Origin of the sequence: Sulfitobacter mediterraneus, assembly GCF_016801775.1 — a bacterium.
GTDB classification, from domain to species: Bacteria; Pseudomonadota; Alphaproteobacteria; order Rhodobacterales; family Rhodobacteraceae; genus Sulfitobacter; species Sulfitobacter mediterraneus_A.
Genome location: NZ_CP069004.1, coordinates 2,798,855 through 2,815,080, shown reverse-complemented (window position 1 = coordinate 2,815,080; position 16,226 = coordinate 2,798,855). Strand labels below are relative to the sequence as shown.

The following is a 16,226-nucleotide window of genomic DNA, read 5'->3' as shown; positions in this document are numbered from 1 at the left end:
TTTCTTGGCCGGTCGCGCAGCAATACGCTGTGCGGCCTTTCTTATTTCAGCCCGTTGATCGCAATGTAACGCGACAAATCCAAGATCAGCTGCCCCCGTGCCCGTGCAATCGCATTGGGGCCTCCTTTGGGATCAAACGTTACGCTCAGATCAAACAAGCCCGACCGTTCCCGCCCACCGTCACGAACCGCCACGAAATATTGGCCTGTGGTGCGAAACACCCCGTCGCTTGTCGCAACGAGATCGGAAAACCGCAATTCCAGCCGTGCGGATGGAAAGGCTTCAAACGGCCAAGGTTCTGAGGCGATGGCCCTACCGGTCATCTGGGCGAGGTTCCGGCTCAGCTCAAGTGCGACGGCCCGCTCCGGCGCATCGGCCCAGAGGATATCCGATGAACTTTTGAGAGTGCCGTCCGCAGCTTGCAGATGGATCTCATCCGCCGCCGCATAACTGGGCAAAGACACATCCCTCACTTCCACGGATGAAAAGGCGATGCGGACTTTCTCGGTCACAGGGGGCGTGCTGACGGCAAAACGTTCTGCGCTGCCACAGGCGGCCAGCAGCAGCGTCAAACCCACAATCAAAGACCGGCGGTGAAATGTCATTTTATCGTCCCAGCAAAAGCGAATTGGGGTTACGTTCAATGGTCCGCGCCAAAGATGCAAGGGCGTCGGCGGCTTTCTGAATGTCACGCAGGGTATCTTGAGCGGAGCGGCTGATCTCTTCGCCCTTGTTATACCCTTCAATTGTGCGGCTCGCCTGAGCAAACAGGCGGGTCAGGCGATCCACGATATTTGGCAGATCCTTGGCCGAAACCGCGATGTTGTCCGCTGCGTTACGGGCAGAAGCCAGCGTCTTGTTCACATTCTCGATCGCACCGCCCTCGCGCAATTCCTGCAAGGTGTAATTTACTTCATCCAACGCCCGTTTGAGCGATCCAGGCAATGCAACAGCAGCCTCCGTTCCGATCACAGCATCAGCGGATTTGGTCAGCGCGGTGAGTTCCTCCACCAACTGGTTGAGTTCAAGCGTTTCGGCCTTGGCCGCGACGGCCTGGATTTGCTCCACCAATGCGGGCACCCCTTCGACCGAGGTCGTCACAGAATTTGCGGCGACGGTTGCGCCTTCCAGGGCGGCAGAAAGACGTTCAGCGACCTGCTCGCGTTCCAATGTCGCCACCAGCGTTTCCACCCGTGTGAGCGTGGCGTTCAGGGCCACCGGGATGTTTTGCACATCATCCGAGGTCACAAGCCCCTGCAATTCGGCCAACAACAAGCGCAGATCCTGCGGCGTTTCGCGCAGGTCTTCGTCGGTGACCAAAGCCTCTGCCGAATTGAGGAACGAAATCGCACTGTTGAGCAATTCCTCGATCGGCAGATTGTTGATACGGGTGAACACCCCCTCGACGGTCGCGGCCGCGTCGGATGTTTCGCTAAAGGTTGTGGGCAGGACAGGCAATGCATCGCCATCGGCAACCAAACGGGCGGAGGGCGCATCTTCGACCATCACCAGCTCCACCTTGAGCCCGCCGGTCAGCAAACTGGCCGAAGCCAGCCGCGCACGCAGGCCGTTGCTCACACGTTCCTGCAGAAACAGCAGCGCGTTTTCCGCATTCACATCGACCGGTAGACCAAGGCGGGCAGGTTGGATGGAAAGATTTACGTTCAAACGCACACGGCTGTCGCCAAACTGGTTGTAGTCAACAATACCGGACAGCGCCTCAACCTCGCCGATCTTGAGGCCGCTCAATTCAACTGGAGCACCGACCACGAGACCGGAGATATTGTCCTCAAAGATCACACTCAGCTTCAAGGGTGTAACCTCTGAAGCATTAAAGACCGAGTTTCGCGCTGTTTCCTTGTCCGGGAAAATCTCAAATACTGTGCCATCCTGAACACGGTCACCGCCCGACACAAAGGTATCAAAGGTGATTCCCCCGCCGACCAGCGTCGCGAGAGAGGAAAAATCAATCTCGGCGCCTGCGGGGCCAAGTGTCACGCTAAAGCCGGAAGCATCCCAAAATCGGGTCGATTGGTTGACGAGTGTCCGATGCTCTTCGAAAATCAACGCCTCGACCACGGCGTAGTTGTTGCGCGGATCAATCTTTGCACGCCCCACACGGCCCACTTCGATGCCTTTATATAGGATGGGCGCATTGTCCGTCAGTTGGCCGTTGGCCGTAGTTTTGAATGCAATTTCCAGACCCGACTGACCCGGACGGATCAGCGGTGCCTCAGATGCCCCTTGAAAGAGATTGGCATAAGCGCCGACCTGATCGTCCCAGGATCCCTCGATGTATACACCGCTCAGAACCGTGCTGAGCCCGGTAATTCCTTGCGCGGTCACCTCGGGCTGGACAATCCAAAAGACCGCGCTGGCGTCAATGAAAGGTGCAACTTCCTTTTCCACGCGAATTTGCGCGGTGACCTTGGACAGGGACGCAGTAAAACCGACCTTCTCAACAATGCCAACCGTCACATCGCGAAACTTCAGCTCCGTTTCTCCGGCCTGAATGCCCGCGCCGTTCTCAAACTCGACCGTGATCAAGGGACCACGCTCGTTGTAGGATTGCCACGCAACCGTCAAGGCAACCAGCAACGCGAGGATCGGAATGATCCAGATCACCGATGCCCCGCTCAGGAACACCTTGCGGGCAGGCGATACAGACACATCTGGCAGGTCGTCATTCATGTATGTCTACGCCCCCATCACCGGCTGGTTTTTCTTTGGCTTGAACGTCCCAAATCAGGCGGGAATCGAAGGCCTGCGCGGACAGCATCGTGAAAATGACCGACAAAGCAAAGAACATAGCCGCAGTGCCGGGATTGATGGCGGCCAATGCCTTGAGTTGCACCAGAGACGACAAAATCGCAACCACAAAGATATCGATCATCGACCAGCGGCCGATGTATTCCACCACCTCGTAAAGAAACTGCCGCGTGTTCTTTGACACCATCGACCTGTTCTTGACGCTGAGCGCGAGAAACGCCACCGCCCAGAACTTGCCCAAGGGGATAACCACCGAGGCAAAGATGATAATCGCGGCGATGCCAAGGTTGCCGTGATGGGCAAGTTCAACCGCACCGCCGATGATTGTGCTTTCATCCACCTGAAACAGCGTTCTGGTTTGCAGCATCGGAAACAGATTTGCCGGCACGTAACAGATCAGACCCATCAGCCAATAGGCCCAGACCCTTTGCAGGCTCATCGGATCGCGTGACATCAGGGCATGACCGCAGCGCGCACAGGTTTGCGTGCCCAGCGGCCACGCCTTCGAACAGCGCGTGCAGGCGACGATACCCAGATCACGGGCGCTTACGATCTTTTTGGGTGTTCCAGAGAGTTCCATACAGACCATTTACACATGAAGCTGTCCTGCGCGATCACCAGAACAACAAGAATACCAAACATCCAGAACGCCGGGCCAAATCCCACATGGGCCAGATCCGCGACCTTAACCAATGCAACGGCGCAGCCAATTGCAAAAATCTCTGCCATCGACCACGGGCGCATGGCCTCTGACAACCGAAAAGCGCGGATGGCGTGGCGGGCCGGAGGTCGGTCCAGCACCACGGGCACCAGAACATAGAGCGTCAGCAACACGCGGAACAGCGGGAACAGAATAATCAACGCCGCCGTCGCCAATGACAGTATGATCATCGGCCCACCCGAGAACGCCAATGCCGCATCCAGGATTGAAACCGCATTTTTGTTGCCCGCCGCGTCGATGGTCAGAAATGGAAATATCGCCGCGCCGATAATCAGGAACAAAACAGACAAAGCCACTGCAATGATATGAAGGCCCGCATTTCTGCGCGGCGCGATCAGAACCTTTTGACAGCGCTGACATTTCGCCCGCTCACCATGCTGTGGCCGGACAAGTTGAAAAACCGCATCGCACTGCGGGCAGACAATGACCTTGTCCAAATCGATCCGGCTGTCTGTAGGCGCGTTGTCTTTCATAGGGGCAGAGTACCCGATCCTGCATAGGGGCGATACGGGAATGTGGTGTCTTTGCACGGCGAATCAAGTGACGCGGAAATGGGTCACAACAGGTTCGGACCCTATTTAGTCTCTAGGTCAGCGTCTCGATCTCTTCATCAGAAAACCCCAGCGCTTGCAGAACCTCCACTGTTTCGCCGCCCACGGCATTGGGCGCAACGATTGGCCTTGGCTGACTCCGCGAAAACCGGGGTGCAGGGGCAGATTGCACTGTTCCACCCACATTGATCAGCGACTGCCGCTGCGCCATATGCGGGTGGTCGGGCGCTTCGGAAAATTCAAGAACCGGCGCGACACAGGCATCTGATCCTTCGAAAATTTCTGCCCATTCATCACGGTTTTTGGTGGCAAAAATATCCGCAAATCGGGCGCTCATGTCCGGCCATGTTTCACGGTCGTTTTGCGAGGTCCGCAGATCCTCGGGCAGGTTCAGTTTGTCCAACAGGATTGCATAAAATTGTGGCTCTAACGCGCCCACAGAGACATATTTTCCATCTGCACAGGTATAGCACCGATAGAAATGCGCGCCGCCATCCAGCCAGTTTGCGCCACGGTGCTGAGTCCAGAATCCCTCGGCCAGCATTCCGTGGATCAGCCCCATCATCGCGGGCACACCATCCACCATCGCCGCATCCACCACCTGACCTTTGCCGGACACGCCGCGTTCGATCACCGCGGACAGGATGCCAAAGATCAAGAACATCGTTCCGCCCCCGTAGTCCGCGACCATATTCAATGGCGGCACCGGCGCTGAATCTGCTGCCCCCATCGCGTGAAGCGCCCCTGTTAGAGACAGATAATTGATGTCATGGCCTGCTTTATGCGCCCAAGGCCCATCCTGGCCCCAGCCCGTCATCCGCGCGTAGATCAACGCCTTGGGGCAGCTGTCCGGGCCAAGGCCCAACCGCTCCATCACGCCAGGGCGGAACCCTTCGATCAAAACATCGCTTGCGGCAATCAACCGCCGCGCTGCATCAAGGCCCGCATCGGATTTGAGGTTCAGCACAACAGACTTCTTGCCGCGCCGATTTACATCCGATGGGTCAGCGGGCGCTGCGGCACGATCCACAGTGATCACCTCGGCCCCCATATCCGCCAACAATTGGCCTGCCAAAGGCGCAGGGCCAAGGCCGGAAAACTCAACAACCTTCAACGATGCAAGTGGACCTTGAGACATTTTGCGCTCCCGTGATGGCAATTGACTGCCAACAAATGCAAGCACCGCGCAAATAGCAAGTGCTTGCGTCAGCGATCAAACCCGTCACACTACGGCCATCGCATTCACCTAGTCGGAGACTTTGATGCCAAACCTCAAAAACATGACCCGCTTTGTTCCGTTTGTCGCGGTTGTCCTTTTGGGATTGCTCTGTCTGGTTCTGGTTTTTGCATGGTCTGTCTGGTTCCTGCTGCCGCTGGCCGTTTTGACCGTGCTCAGCCTCATGGGCATCTATGATGTTCTCCAGCCCAGCCATTCGATCCTGCGCAATTATCCTGTTCTGGGTCACATGCGCTTCTTCTTTGAGGGGATCAGGCCGGAGATCCGGCAATATCTGATCGAATCCGACCAAGACGAAGAACCCTTCAGCCGCGATGACCGGTCGCTGGTCTATCAACGGGCAAAGGGGCAGGAGGACGCGCGGCCTTTTGGGACGCGAAAACGGGTGTATGAGGCGGGATATTCCTGGGTCACCCATTCGGTGCAGCCGGTCCATATCACCAATCCCGATTTTCGGACGGTGATTGGCGGGCCGGAGTGCAAGCAGCCCTATTCCGCCTCGCTGTATAATATCTCCGCGATGAGCTTTGGCTCGCTCTCCGCCAATGCCATTCAGGCGTTGAACACCGGGGCAAAAATGGGCGGCTTTGCCCATGATACCGGTGAAGGATCGGTCAGCCGTTATCACAAGGCGGGCGGCGGTGATCTGATTTATCAGGTGGCGTCGGGGTATTTTGGATGCCGGGCCGAAGATGGCAATTTTGATCCTGAAAAGTTCCGCGAAACCGCATCACTGGACCAGATCAAGATGATTGAGCTGAAGCTCAGCCAGGGGGCAAAACCCGGACATGGCGGGCTGTTGCCTGCGTCCAAGATCAGCCCCGAGATTGCCGAGGCACGCGGGGTTCCGATGGGCAAGGACTGCGTGTCGCCTGCCGCGCATCCGGCGTTCTCTACCCCCATCGAAATGATGGAATTTATCGGCATGTTGCGGGAATTGTCAGGCGGCAAACCTGTTGGTTTCAAGCTCTGTATCGGCCACAGGCGCGAATTTATGTGCATGGTCAAAGCGATGCTAAAGACGGGCATCACGCCCGATTTCATTGTGGTGGACGGGGCCGAGGGTGGCACGGGTGCCGCGCCGGTGGAGTTCTCCAACCATGTCGGTATGCCGATGATCGAGGGGCTTACCTTTGTGCACAACACGCTGCGCGGGGCGGGCCTGCGCGACGGGATCAAGATTGGCGCGGCCGGCAAGATCGTGCATGCCTATGACATTGCCCGCGCCCTGGCCTTGGGGGCGGATTGGTGCAATTCGGCCCGTGGTTTCATGTTCGCCATCGGCTGCATCCAAGCGCAGGCCTGCCATACCAACCATTGCCCTGTCGGCGTCGCAACGCAGGACAAATTGCGGCAAAGGGCGCTGGATGTTGGCCACAAAAGCCAGCGGGTGGAGCGTTTTCACCGCAACACGATGGAGGCCCTGGCCGAGATGACCGGCGCGGCGGGCTTGCATCATCCTGATGAATTTTTGCCCCGACATCTGATGATGCGGCAAGGTGACAACAGCGTGGTCGAGGGCAACGAAGTTTATCACTATCTGCCCGTAGGGTATCTTTTGGATGACAAGGCCGAGGATTTGCAGGGCAACAAAACCCGCTGGGCCCGTGCCCGTGCAGAGAGTTTTGCGCCGGTGGATTGACCCGCGTTAATGCGGACCTGACGCAAATCGTTGCGCGGTTTGCCGTTCGGTCAGATCAAAACGGCCCAATTGCCCCGGCGGCATCACCGCATCCAGCGCCTGCACAAAGTCCGGCAGTGCATCCCGCGCCCCCACGATGGCGACACGTCCCAGCTTGTCCAATTGCGCCAAGAGGCGCTGTGACACCGCATCTGTGGCCGTGGGTTGATCAAATTGGGACGGCTCTGACAGGTCGATCACGGCATTCACTGATCCTTCATCCTCAAGATATGGATCAAGCCGCGCCTCCAACGCCTCAAGATCGCCCGCGGCGATTTTTCCTATCAGATGCAGTCGCAGTGTCTGTGGTGCCAATTCTTCAATCGCGATCATTTATGCATCCTTCCCTTGGGCCAAAGCCAGCCTTATTGGGAACAGCAAAAAATGAGGATTTCGTTTACGCGATGATGTTCTGATCTGACTGGGCGTCGATCTGCGCGTTGATCGAGCCGCCCAGAAGAACCAGAAAACTGCTGATCCAGAGCCAGATCAGCATCGCAATAACAGCACCGATGGACCCGTAGACCTGATTGTAATTACCAAAATTTGCCACGTAGAACGAAAATCCAACCGACAGGACGATCCACGAAAACACGGCCAGCACCGCGCCCGGAGACACCCAGGACACCCGCGCCCGGTGCCGGTTCAGCCCATGCCGGTACAAAAGACCGACACCGACAAACAAAACGATCAACGCTATCGACCAGCGCAACAGATCAACCAGCAGGTTGGCCAGAAATCCAAGCGGGAAGAACGCCAGAACCACCGGAATAACCACCAGTGTCAGCAACGCAACAATGCCAACCGCGACCATCGCCAATGTCACCAGCAAGGCCCGCAGGTAGTGCCGCGCAGTGTTTCTGTTGGGGCGGTTATAAACGTTGTTGAGCCCGGTCATCATCGCGCCGACACCGGCCCGTGCGGACCAAAGCGCAAACATCAGTGACAATAGCCCCGCCCATCCCAAAGTATCCGCACTGGCCGTTACCAGCGCCACCACCTGATCATTTATAATCTCGTAAACATCATCCGGCAGCAGGCCGCGCATCTCCTCCAACTGGGCCACAACCACAACAGGATCAGAGATCAGCCCAAGCAATGCAATGAGCGCGGCCAAGGCCGGAAACAACGAGAGCATCGAGAAAAACGCGACACCGGCCGCGATCAGGGCAAGGTTGTTTTCTGCAATCTGCGCAAAACTCGCCCGAAGCGCCCGCCATAGAATACCAATGGAAAGGGGCGGACGACTTCTCACGGCTGTCTCCTGATCTTGGTTCTATTCCGGCTCCACATCATCGCGCACCTGCCCCCATGCCACGAGGGTAAATATCATCGTTCCGCCGATAATGTTACCCGCCAAGACTGGCAGAAAGAACCCAAAGAGTGCGGGACCGACGGTCAACGACCCTTGCAGGACAAGCACGGCCATTTCCACTGATCCGGCGACGATATGGGTGAAATCCCCCGCCGCGATCAACCAGGTGAACACAAGAATCAACCAAAACGCCGATGCCGAAGCCTGGGGCAGCATCCAGACAATCAATGCCACGATGATACCGGCCGGAATGGCACGCCAGAACGACTGGCTCGCGCCCATTCCTGTGGCATGTTGGGACAGCCCCTCAATCGCTGGCATCAATTCAGGTGACAATGCCGGCGTGAATACAAACAGGGCGGCGGCGACAAATGCGCCGACAACATTCGCCCCCAGAACGATACCCCAAAGCCGCATCATACAGCCAAAGGCGTACCACGTGCGTTCCTGCATAATCGGCAGGACCGTCGTAATCGTGTTTTCCGTAAACAGCTGCATCCTGCCCATGATCACCGCCAGAAACCCAAGCGAATAACCAAGGTTCTCGATCAGGTAGCGCCCTGGGGTATCGGGCAGATAGGTACGCAAAACAGCCTCGCCCAAGACGGAAAGGCTGATCAACATACCCGCCGCAATGCCCGACCAGATCAACGACCGTTTGGTGCGTCGCAATTCCTCTTCTCCGTCCCGCCGGATCACTTCGTAGATCAGCTTGGGCGACAAAGCCGCGGCATCATTGACGGATTGCTCTTCCATTTCTTCTTCGAGTTCGGGGTCTTGGGTCTGGTTCATTTCGCAATCCTGTAATCCTCGGCAGTCTTGAACTAGCGCGGACCGTACCAAGGAAAAGACCTGATCCAAAATCGGAGGTATTGTGCATCGTTGCTGGCAGGGGGCTTGCCTTAACGTGCGATGCGGTAAACGATGCCTCCATGACAACATCGCTTGCCTCCGCCATCGCCGCCAAACGTGACGATCTGATCGCACTGACCCAGGATATGATCCGCATTCCGACGCTGAACCCGCCCGGTCAGGATTATCGCCTGATCTGCGAGTATCTGGACAAGCGGTTGTCGGCGCATGGATTTGAAACGCAACTGATCCGCGCTCATGGCACGCCGGGAGACAGCACAAAATACCCGCGCTGGAACATCATCGCACGGCGCGAGGGGCGTCATGCGGGTGACTGTGTGCATTTCAACAGCCACACGGATGTCGTCGAGGTCGGCGCAGGCTGGACCTTTGATCCCTTTGGCGCCGAGGTTTCGGATGGCAAGATCTACGGGCGCGGCACCTGCGACATGAAGGGCGGCTTGGCGGCCTCTATCATCGCGGCGGAAGCCTTTATCGAAACCCATCCCGACTTTTCCGGCGCGGTTGAGATTTCGGGCACTGCGGATGAAGAATCCGGTGGCTATGGCGGTGTCGCTTATCTGGCCGAACAGGGTTATTTCGACCCGGCCCGCGTGCAGCATGTGATCATCCCCGAACCTCTGAACAAAGATCGCATTTGTCTGGGCCATCGCGGCGGCTGGTGGGCGGAAATCGAGACAAAGGGCGAGATTGCCCATGGCTCCATGCCGTTTCTGGGCGATTGCGCCGTGCGGCACATGGGGGCAGTCCTGACCGAATTTGAAGACAAATTGTTCCCGGCGATGGCGGCCCGTTGGACAGAAATGCCAGTCGTGCCCGAGGGGGCGCGGCAATCAACCATGAATATCAATTCCATCCATGGCGGCCAGAAGGAACAGGATGATGACTTCACAGGACTGCCCGCCCATTGTGTGCCAGACAGCTGCCGTATCGTCATCGACCGCCGATTTTTGGTCGAAGAACCCTTGGACCAGGTGCGCGGCGAAGTGACCGACCTTCTCGAAGGGTTGCGCGAGACCCGCGCCGATTTCGACTATGAGCTGACCGAGCTGAATTCCGTCTTGCCCTCCATGACCGACAAGGACGCGCCCGTGGTGCGGACCGTGGCAAAGGCGATTGAGGATGTGATGGGCAAACCGGCTGAATATGTTGCATCACCCGGCACCTATGATCAAAAACACATCGATCGGATCGGCAAGCTGAAAAACTGCATTGCCTATGGGCCGGGGGTTCTGGAATTGGCACATAAACCTGATGAGTGGATTGGCATCGATGATATGATCGACAGCGCCAAGGTCATGGGCGCGGCGCTGGAAACGCTCCTGCTGCCTCAGGGTTGATCGTCAAAGGCCGTTGCAGATCGGATCGCCAGACCGCTGACAATGGCCGTCATTGCCGCGCCGCGATGCATTTGCGCAGCGGGGAAGCTTTTGCGCAGGGCGTCTTCGACCACCTGCATCAGCCCTGACCCGCCCACAAAGATCAACTTGTTCACCGCCGTCGCGGGCACATCCGCCATCGCAAGCGTGGTTTGCGCCGCCTCACCAATTTGATCTGCAAGAGGTGCAAGTTTCCTGTGCATGAAGGCGGCTGGTAAAGGCAGGGTCGCGCCTGATTTTAACATGCCCACATGGATCACCGGATCTGTCTGCGTAGGGTCATTGGCCATGATCTTGCCCGCCTCAACCGCAAAGGCCAGATCATGACCCAATTCATCCTCAAGCACCTTTTCAAGCCGCGCCAGACGTTTGGGATGCACAGCAAACCTGGCCAATTCCCGCGCTGCACGGCGGGTGTCAGGGCCATAAAGAAACGGGATCTTCTGCCATGTTGCCAGATCATTAAAGATCGCATTCGGTGCGACATGGGTGTCATTGCCAAAGGCGTGGCGGATGTCGCTGCCCATGCCCAGCTGCGGCATCACTTTGGCAATGCTCAAACGTCGGTCAAAATCGGTGCCGCCGATACGCACACCATGGCTTGCCAGAATATCAATGTCGCCGCCCTGCTTCTGCCGGAACAGCGTAAAATCCGATGTGCCGCCGCCAATATCAACCACCAGACCAAGATCACCATCCTCTAGCGCCGCCCGATTGGCTATCGCCGCCGCCTCAGGCTCATTCAGGAAACGCACATCGGAAAACCCCGCACGGGTATAGGCTTCGGTCAGATCCAGCAAAGCCTGATCATTGCGGGCCTTATCTGCGGTGTGAAACTGAACGGGCCGCCCTGACAGCGCCCGATCAAAGGATTCACCCGTCGCCGCCTCGGCGCGGCGTTTTACCTCAGCCAGAAACCGCCCGACAATGTCGATGAAATCCAGTCGTTCCCCTAGGAGCATCCGGCTTTCACGCATCAAACGGGTGCCAAGCAGGCTTTTGAGACCCCGCATATACCGGCCTTCCTCGCCCGACAAAAGCGCCTTCGCGGCCCGCTCCCCAACTCTCATCTTCTTGGCGTCAAAGTCAAAAAACACTGCTGTCGGCAGGGTTTGCGCACCCTCCTCAAGGTCAATCAGCACCGGCGCGCCACCCCGGACATAGCCCGCCGCCGAATTGGATGTGCCAAAATCAATGCCCAATGTAGATGACATATCAGGCTCCCGCCCCATCAAAAGGCCGGTGCATACCTCTCCCCCTGACCAAAGGCAATCAAACCAAGGAATGCTGGCCTTGAGCACGATTCTTTTGTTAACGTCAGGTATAACCAACCGGGAGACCACCATGTTCCACCTTCGCACCATTCTGCTGGGCGCAAGTACTGCCGCCCTGATGGCAGGCACAGCCATGGCCAAAGATGACATCACATTGGCCATGCAGCTTGAACCGCCACACCTTGATCCGACCTCTGCTGCCGCTGGGGCCATCGATTCTGTGCTTTATTCCAATGTGTTCGAGGGGCTGACCCGGTTTATGGGTGATGGCTCTGTCGTTCCGGGTTTGGCTGAATCCTGGGAAATCTCTGATGATGGGCTGACCTATACATTCAAGCTGCGCTCGGGTGTGACCTTCCATGACGGCACCACCATGGATGCCGAAGACGTGAAATTCAGCCTCGACCGCATCAACGCCGAAGACAGTGCCAATGCGCAAAAGGCGCTCTATTCTGCCATCTCAAGCGTGACAGTCATCGACCCTACAACGGTCGAGGTCAAACTGTCCGAACCCAATGGCAACATGTTGTTTAACCTCGCTTGGGGTGACGCCGTGATCGTCGCGCCCGAAAGCATTGAGAATATCAAGCAACAGCCCATCGGCACTGGCGCGTTCAAATTCGACAGCTGGTCGCAGGGCGACAAGATCGAGATCAGCCGCAACCCGGATTACTGGGGCACCCCTGCAGTGCTGTCCAAGGCCACTTTCAAATTCATCTCTGACCCGACTGCCGCTTTTGCCGCGATGATGGCCGAAGATGTCGATGTCTTCAGCGGCTTTCCCGCCCCTGAAAACCTTCCGCAGTTTGAGGCAGACCCACGTTTTCAGGTTCTGATCGGATCTACCGAAGGTGAAACAATCCTGTCGACCAACAACAAGATGCCGCCCTTTGACAACGTCAAGGTGCGGGCCGCTGTGGCCCATGCAATTGACCGTCAGGCGATCATCGACGGGGCGATGTTTGGCTATGGCACCCCAATCGGCACGCATTTTGCGCCGCACAACCCCGCCTATGTCGACCATACCGGGATGAGCAATTATGACCCCGAGCGCGCCAAGGCGCTGCTGGCCGAGGCAGGCTTTCCCAACGGGTTTGAGACCACGCTGCACTTGCCACCCCCTTCCTACGCCCGTCGCGGCGGAGAGATCATCGCAGCACAGCTTGCCGCTGTTGGGATCAAAGCCGAGATCAGCAATGTCGAATGGGCGCAATGGCTGGAAACCGTGTTCAAAGGCAAGAACTTTGGCCTGACCATCGTCAGCCATACGGAACCAATGGATATCGGGATCTATGCCAACCCGGACTATTACTTCCAGTACGACAACCCAGCCTTCCAAGAGCTGATGACCAAACTGAACAGCACGACCGACCCAGACATGCGCACCGCGATGCTGGGCGAGGCGCAGACCATCATCTCGAATGATTATGTGAATGGTTACCTGTTCCAACTGGCGGCGCTGTCAGTGGCCAAAGCTGGCGTTCAGGGTCTCTGGGCCAATGCACCAACGCAGGCCAACGACCTTACGGCGGTCAGCTGGTCCGAGTAATCCTTGACCCTTAGAATCCAAAAAGGCCCCGCGATTGTCGGGGCCTTTTCTTTTTTGGTCACTTGCGACGGGTGACGCCATTTTCATTTTTAAACTGATACAGGTCAGCCCCTGAAACCGTCGAAACGATCAGGCCGGTGCCATAGGCGGTAATCCCCGCGATGCGGAATTCTTCTGATGGCAGGACACTTGGTACATCTATCGCATAAATCGCACCGTCTGGCGATTGGCAGCGCACTGGTGATTTGGCATTGGCCGCAGGATAGTCGATCTTTCCAGGTATGGCTGGTGTCTGCAATCTGCCCGACGGCAGGGTCACTGAACATACGGTTCCCGCAGGAAAATCCTGAAACAGGATTGAGATTTTCGATTTGGGGTTCAGGCCCGGTGCGCTTGCCGTTGGTGCATTTGACCCACCACAAGCCGCCAGGGCAAACGCCAAAGCGGCGCCCATTACGATATTTTTCATTAGGTTACTCTTGAACTTCTTTCTACTTTTGCGGGCATATTGCGACATTGCCTCGCCGTCAATGCAAGACAACCGCACAGCGACGCGGCGTTTCTGCCACAGCCCCGCATCAGCGCTATTTCACCTCTTGTCCTTTGAAAGATCAGATCAGACATCATGCAAATGACAAATGCCGCACCCCCTGCCCCGCAAAGCCGTCTTGCCGGTTTGGATCTTGCCAGATACCTCGCCTTTGTCGGGATGGTCATTGTGAACTTCAAGATCGCGATGGGTGCGGAAAATGATGGCGGCTGGCTCAGCCTGCTGAGCGGTGCCTTGGAAGGGCGCGCCGCAGCGACCTTTGTCGTGCTGGCGGGGATCGGCCTTGGCCTTGCGGGGCGCAAAGCCTTGGATCAAACGGTGTCTGTATCCCTGCGCCGGGCGGTGTTTTTATTGGCGATTGGCCTCATGAACATGCTGATCTTCGAGGCCGACATTCTGCATTATTACGCCTTCTACTTTCTGTTTGGGGTGCTGCTTTTGCCCCTGTCCTCCCGCACGTTGGTCTTGGCCATTCTGGCGCTCAACCTGGCCTTTGTCGCCATGGTTTTCTTGTTCGAATATGACACCGGCTGGAATTGGGAGACCTTCGCCTACGCCGATTTCTGGAAGCCTGCGGGCTTTGTCCGGAACCTGTTTTTCAATGGCTGGCACCCCGTCATTCCTTGGCTTGGATTCTTGCTGTTTGGCATCGTACTCAGCCGCCTTGCCTTGTCAGAACGCCGGGCTCAGTTGGCCTTGGTGGGCCTCGGCGCTGGCGCGCTGGCCTTTGCCGAAGGGGCCAGCTTCGTACTGGCACATATGCTGGTGCCGCTCGATGCGGAGTTTGCCCTGCTGGTCACGACCGACCCGGTCCCGCCGATGCCGCTTTATAGCTTGGCGGGGTTCGGGGCTGCCTCTTTGGTGATTGGGCTGTGTCTTATAGTGGCAAGGCCGCTGGGCCGGTGGCGCATTCTTCCGTTGATCGTGCCTGCTGGGCGGCAAACACTGACTCTCTATATTGCGCATATCCTCGTGGGAATGGGCACGCTTGAGGCCTTGAATATGCTCGGTGGTCAGACCATCGCGCAAGCGGTTGGCGCAGCGCTGTTGTTCTGTCTTGGCGCGACGATCTATGCCAATATTTGGTCGCTGGTCTTCAAACGCGGCCCGATTGAGGCACTGATGCGCAAGGTCGCGGGCTAACCCCCTTCAGGTCAAAGTACAGGTCGCAACAACAACTGCCGCACAACCTCTTTGACCTCATCCCGCACATCCCCGAGGCGCGGTTTATCTTGCAATGTCGTGAACCAATGCTCTGGCGCGTTCTTGCCGCGGCGATTGCCGTCAAACCGCAAAGCCCGCAGAATAACCTCGGCCTCCGTCGGCAATGTTGCAGGCAAATCCTGCCCGTTCAAAATGCCCCAGATCCCGGTCCAGAGACGACCAACGGACCACGGATTATAGCCACCCCCGCCCAGCACTAGCAGCCTTGGCGCCATACCCATGAGCCGGCGCAGGATATCCCAATGCGCGTTGTTGCTGAGGTGCAAATGGGACAAAGGATCTTCTTCGACCGCATCCGCCCCGCAAAGCAGCACGATCGCATCCGGCGCAAAAGCCTCCACGCGGGGAAGGATCAGCGCATCGCGAACAAAGGCCATTTCACTGTCGTTAAACCCGCGCGGCACCGCAATGTTGAGCGCATTTCCGCCCCCATCGTTTTCGACCGGTCCGCTGCGCGGCCATAACCGTGCCTCATGCACCGAGATCATCAGGCAATCGGGATCGCCGCCAAAGCCTGCTTCCACGCCATCGGGGTGGTGCGCATCGATATCCACAAAGGCAATTCGCCGTATGCCAAAGCGGCGCAGGCTGAGCATCGCAAGCACGGGATCATTGAGATAGCAGAACCCGTTGGCGCGGTCCGGCATACCGTGATGGGTGCCGCCGGCAGGGTTATAGACAACACCGCCGTCGCGCAGCAGCTCACCTGCAAGGATGGACCCACCCGCAGCTGTGGCCGGGCGCCGGAAAATCTCGGGGAAGACCGGATTGGTAACGCTTCCAATGTCATGGCGGGAGAGATCATCTGCGGTAGCGATCTGGTCCGCTTCGACCCGCTGCAACGCATCGATGTAATCGGCTGTGTGCCAGTTCACCAATGCCTCAGGCTTGGCGCGGGGCGATGTGATAAATTGGCCCGTAGGCAACCACCCCAAGGCCCGCGACAGATCCATCACCGTAGATACACGCGGCACCCGCAAAGGGTGCCATCGGCCATAGCTGGAGCCACGATAAATCTCATGTCCGATGAAAAGCGGGCTGTTCATGCGCCATACTTATCCCAAGCGGCAGCTCTTGCCATCAACACAAAAAAAAAGGGGCAC

The 16,226-nt window shown here is 57.4% G+C and carries 15 protein-coding genes; 4 read left to right on the top strand and 11 right to left on the bottom strand.

Annotated elements, in window-relative coordinates; translation table 11 throughout:
- Nucleotides 1-41 precede the first annotated feature (41 nt).
- From JNX03_RS13915 to JNX03_RS13895, 5 genes are all read right to left on the bottom strand, one after another.
- Nucleotides 42-605 (bottom strand): PqiC family protein, encoded by a 564-nt coding sequence (locus JNX03_RS13915; protein ID WP_203209620.1) that lies wholly within the window; start codon nucleotides 603-605, stop codon nucleotides 42-44.
- A gap of 1 nt (nucleotide 606) precedes the next feature.
- The gene (locus JNX03_RS13910) at nucleotides 607-2,691 is read right to left on the bottom strand and encodes an intermembrane transport protein PqiB (RefSeq protein WP_203209619.1); all 2,085 of its coding nucleotides are present in this window, start codon (nucleotides 2,689-2,691) and stop codon (nucleotides 607-609) included.
- Entirely contained in the window at nucleotides 2,684-3,358 is a 675-nt protein-coding gene (locus tag JNX03_RS13905) for a paraquat-inducible protein A (protein WP_203209618.1), read from the bottom strand. Before JNX03_RS13905 ends, JNX03_RS13910 begins: the two co-directional genes overlap by 8 nt.
- The gene (locus JNX03_RS13900) at nucleotides 3,316-3,963 is read right to left on the bottom strand and encodes a paraquat-inducible protein A (protein WP_203209617.1); all 648 of its coding nucleotides are present in this window, start codon (nucleotides 3,961-3,963) and stop codon (nucleotides 3,316-3,318) included. Before JNX03_RS13900 ends, JNX03_RS13905 begins: the two co-directional genes overlap by 43 nt.
- Before the next feature lie 112 nt (nucleotides 3,964-4,075).
- A complete protein-coding gene (locus JNX03_RS13895; RefSeq protein WP_203209616.1) occupies nucleotides 4,076-5,179 on the bottom strand; it encodes a CaiB/BaiF CoA transferase family protein in 1,104 nt (367 codons plus the stop codon).
- A 124-nt stretch (nucleotides 5,180-5,303) separates the two neighbouring features.
- On the opposite strand from JNX03_RS13895, the gene JNX03_RS13890 reads away from it, so the two are divergent.
- Nucleotides 5,304-6,920, top strand: coding sequence for an FMN-binding glutamate synthase family protein (locus tag JNX03_RS13890; RefSeq protein WP_203209615.1), 1,617 nt, complete (start codon nucleotides 5,304-5,306; stop codon nucleotides 6,918-6,920).
- Between the two features lie 6 nt (nucleotides 6,921-6,926).
- On the opposite strand, the gene JNX03_RS13885 is transcribed toward JNX03_RS13890, so the two are convergent.
- From JNX03_RS13885 to JNX03_RS13875, 3 genes are all read right to left on the bottom strand, one after another.
- Complete coding sequence (locus JNX03_RS13885) at nucleotides 6,927-7,292, bottom strand: STAS/SEC14 domain-containing protein (RefSeq protein WP_203209614.1); 366 nt, start codon at nucleotides 7,290-7,292, stop codon at nucleotides 6,927-6,929.
- Between the two features lie 64 nt (nucleotides 7,293-7,356).
- Nucleotides 7,357-8,214 (bottom strand): YihY/virulence factor BrkB family protein, encoded by an 858-nt coding sequence (locus JNX03_RS13880; protein ID WP_203209613.1) that lies wholly within the window; start codon nucleotides 8,212-8,214, stop codon nucleotides 7,357-7,359.
- 21 nt (nucleotides 8,215-8,235) lie between these two features.
- Nucleotides 8,236-9,066 (bottom strand): formate/nitrite transporter family protein, encoded by an 831-nt coding sequence (locus tag JNX03_RS13875; protein WP_203209612.1) that lies wholly within the window; start codon nucleotides 9,064-9,066, stop codon nucleotides 8,236-8,238.
- Nucleotides 9,067-9,206: 140 nt separating this feature from the next.
- On the opposite strand from JNX03_RS13875, the gene JNX03_RS13870 reads away from it, so the two are divergent.
- A complete protein-coding gene (locus tag JNX03_RS13870) occupies nucleotides 9,207-10,487 on the top strand; it encodes an acetylornithine deacetylase/succinyl-diaminopimelate desuccinylase family protein (RefSeq protein ID WP_203209611.1) in 1,281 nt (426 codons plus the stop codon).
- On the opposite strand, the gene JNX03_RS13865 is transcribed toward JNX03_RS13870, so the two are convergent.
- On the bottom strand, nucleotides 10,478-11,740 hold the full coding sequence (locus JNX03_RS13865; protein WP_203209610.1) for an Hsp70 family protein: 1,263 nt from the start codon (nucleotides 11,738-11,740) through the stop codon (nucleotides 10,478-10,480). The genes JNX03_RS13870 and JNX03_RS13865 overlap by 10 nt on opposite strands.
- Nucleotides 11,741-11,870: 130 nt before the next feature.
- Here JNX03_RS13865 and JNX03_RS13860 point away from each other — a divergent pair, with 130 nt between their 5' ends.
- The gene (locus JNX03_RS13860) at nucleotides 11,871-13,349 is read left to right on the top strand and encodes an ABC transporter substrate-binding protein (protein WP_203209609.1); all 1,479 of its coding nucleotides are present in this window, start codon (nucleotides 11,871-11,873) and stop codon (nucleotides 13,347-13,349) included.
- A 58-nt stretch (nucleotides 13,350-13,407) separates the two neighbouring features.
- On the opposite strand, the gene JNX03_RS13855 is transcribed toward JNX03_RS13860, so the two are convergent.
- Nucleotides 13,408-13,866: a hypothetical protein gene (locus JNX03_RS13855; RefSeq protein ID WP_203209608.1), complete on the bottom strand. Its 459-nt coding sequence runs from the start codon at nucleotides 13,864-13,866 to the stop codon at nucleotides 13,408-13,410.
- A 114-nt stretch (nucleotides 13,867-13,980) separates the two neighbouring features.
- Here JNX03_RS13855 and JNX03_RS13850 point away from each other — a divergent pair, with 114 nt between their 5' ends.
- Nucleotides 13,981-15,042: a DUF418 domain-containing protein gene (locus JNX03_RS13850; RefSeq protein WP_203209607.1), complete on the top strand. Its 1,062-nt coding sequence runs from the start codon at nucleotides 13,981-13,983 to the stop codon at nucleotides 15,040-15,042.
- Between the two features lie 11 nt (nucleotides 15,043-15,053).
- Here JNX03_RS13850 and JNX03_RS13845 read toward each other — a convergent pair whose 3' ends face one another.
- Nucleotides 15,054-16,169, bottom strand: coding sequence for an acetoin utilization protein AcuC (locus tag JNX03_RS13845; RefSeq protein ID WP_203209606.1), 1,116 nt, complete (start codon nucleotides 16,167-16,169; stop codon nucleotides 15,054-15,056).
- Nucleotides 16,170-16,226: the final 57 nt, after the last annotated feature.

Coding starts and splice junctions, on each gene's coding strand:
- JNX03_RS13915 (WP_203209620.1), bottom strand. CDS start 605: ATGACATTTCACCGCCGGTCTTTGATTGTGGGTTTGACGCTGCTGCTG.
- JNX03_RS13910 (WP_203209619.1), bottom strand. CDS start 2,691: ATGAATGACGACCTGCCAGATGTGTCTGTATCGCCTGCCCGCAAGGTG.
- JNX03_RS13905 (WP_203209618.1), bottom strand. CDS start 3,358: ATGGTCTGTATGGAACTCTCTGGAACACCCAAAAAGATCGTAAGCGCC.
- JNX03_RS13900 (WP_203209617.1), bottom strand. CDS start 3,963: ATGAAAGACAACGCGCCTACAGACAGCCGGATCGATTTGGACAAGGTC.
- JNX03_RS13895 (WP_203209616.1), bottom strand. CDS start 5,179: ATGTCTCAAGGTCCACTTGCATCGTTGAAGGTTGTTGAGTTTTCCGGC.
- JNX03_RS13890 (WP_203209615.1), top strand. CDS start 5,304: ATGCCAAACCTCAAAAACATGACCCGCTTTGTTCCGTTTGTCGCGGTT.
- JNX03_RS13885 (WP_203209614.1), bottom strand. CDS start 7,292: ATGATCGCGATTGAAGAATTGGCACCACAGACACTGCGACTGCATCTG.
- JNX03_RS13875 (WP_203209612.1), bottom strand. CDS start 9,066: ATGAACCAGACCCAAGACCCCGAACTCGAAGAAGAAATGGAAGAGCAA.
- JNX03_RS13870 (WP_203209611.1), top strand. CDS start 9,207: ATGACAACATCGCTTGCCTCCGCCATCGCCGCCAAACGTGACGATCTG.
- JNX03_RS13865 (WP_203209610.1), bottom strand. CDS start 11,740: ATGTCATCTACATTGGGCATTGATTTTGGCACATCCAATTCGGCGGCG.
- JNX03_RS13860 (WP_203209609.1), top strand. CDS start 11,871: ATGTTCCACCTTCGCACCATTCTGCTGGGCGCAAGTACTGCCGCCCTG.
- JNX03_RS13855 (WP_203209608.1), bottom strand. CDS start 13,866: ATGTCGCAATATGCCCGCAAAAGTAGAAAGAAGTTCAAGAGTAACCTA.
- JNX03_RS13850 (WP_203209607.1), top strand. CDS start 13,981: ATGACAAATGCCGCACCCCCTGCCCCGCAAAGCCGTCTTGCCGGTTTG.
- JNX03_RS13845 (WP_203209606.1), bottom strand. CDS start 16,169: ATGAACAGCCCGCTTTTCATCGGACATGAGATTTATCGTGGCTCCAGC.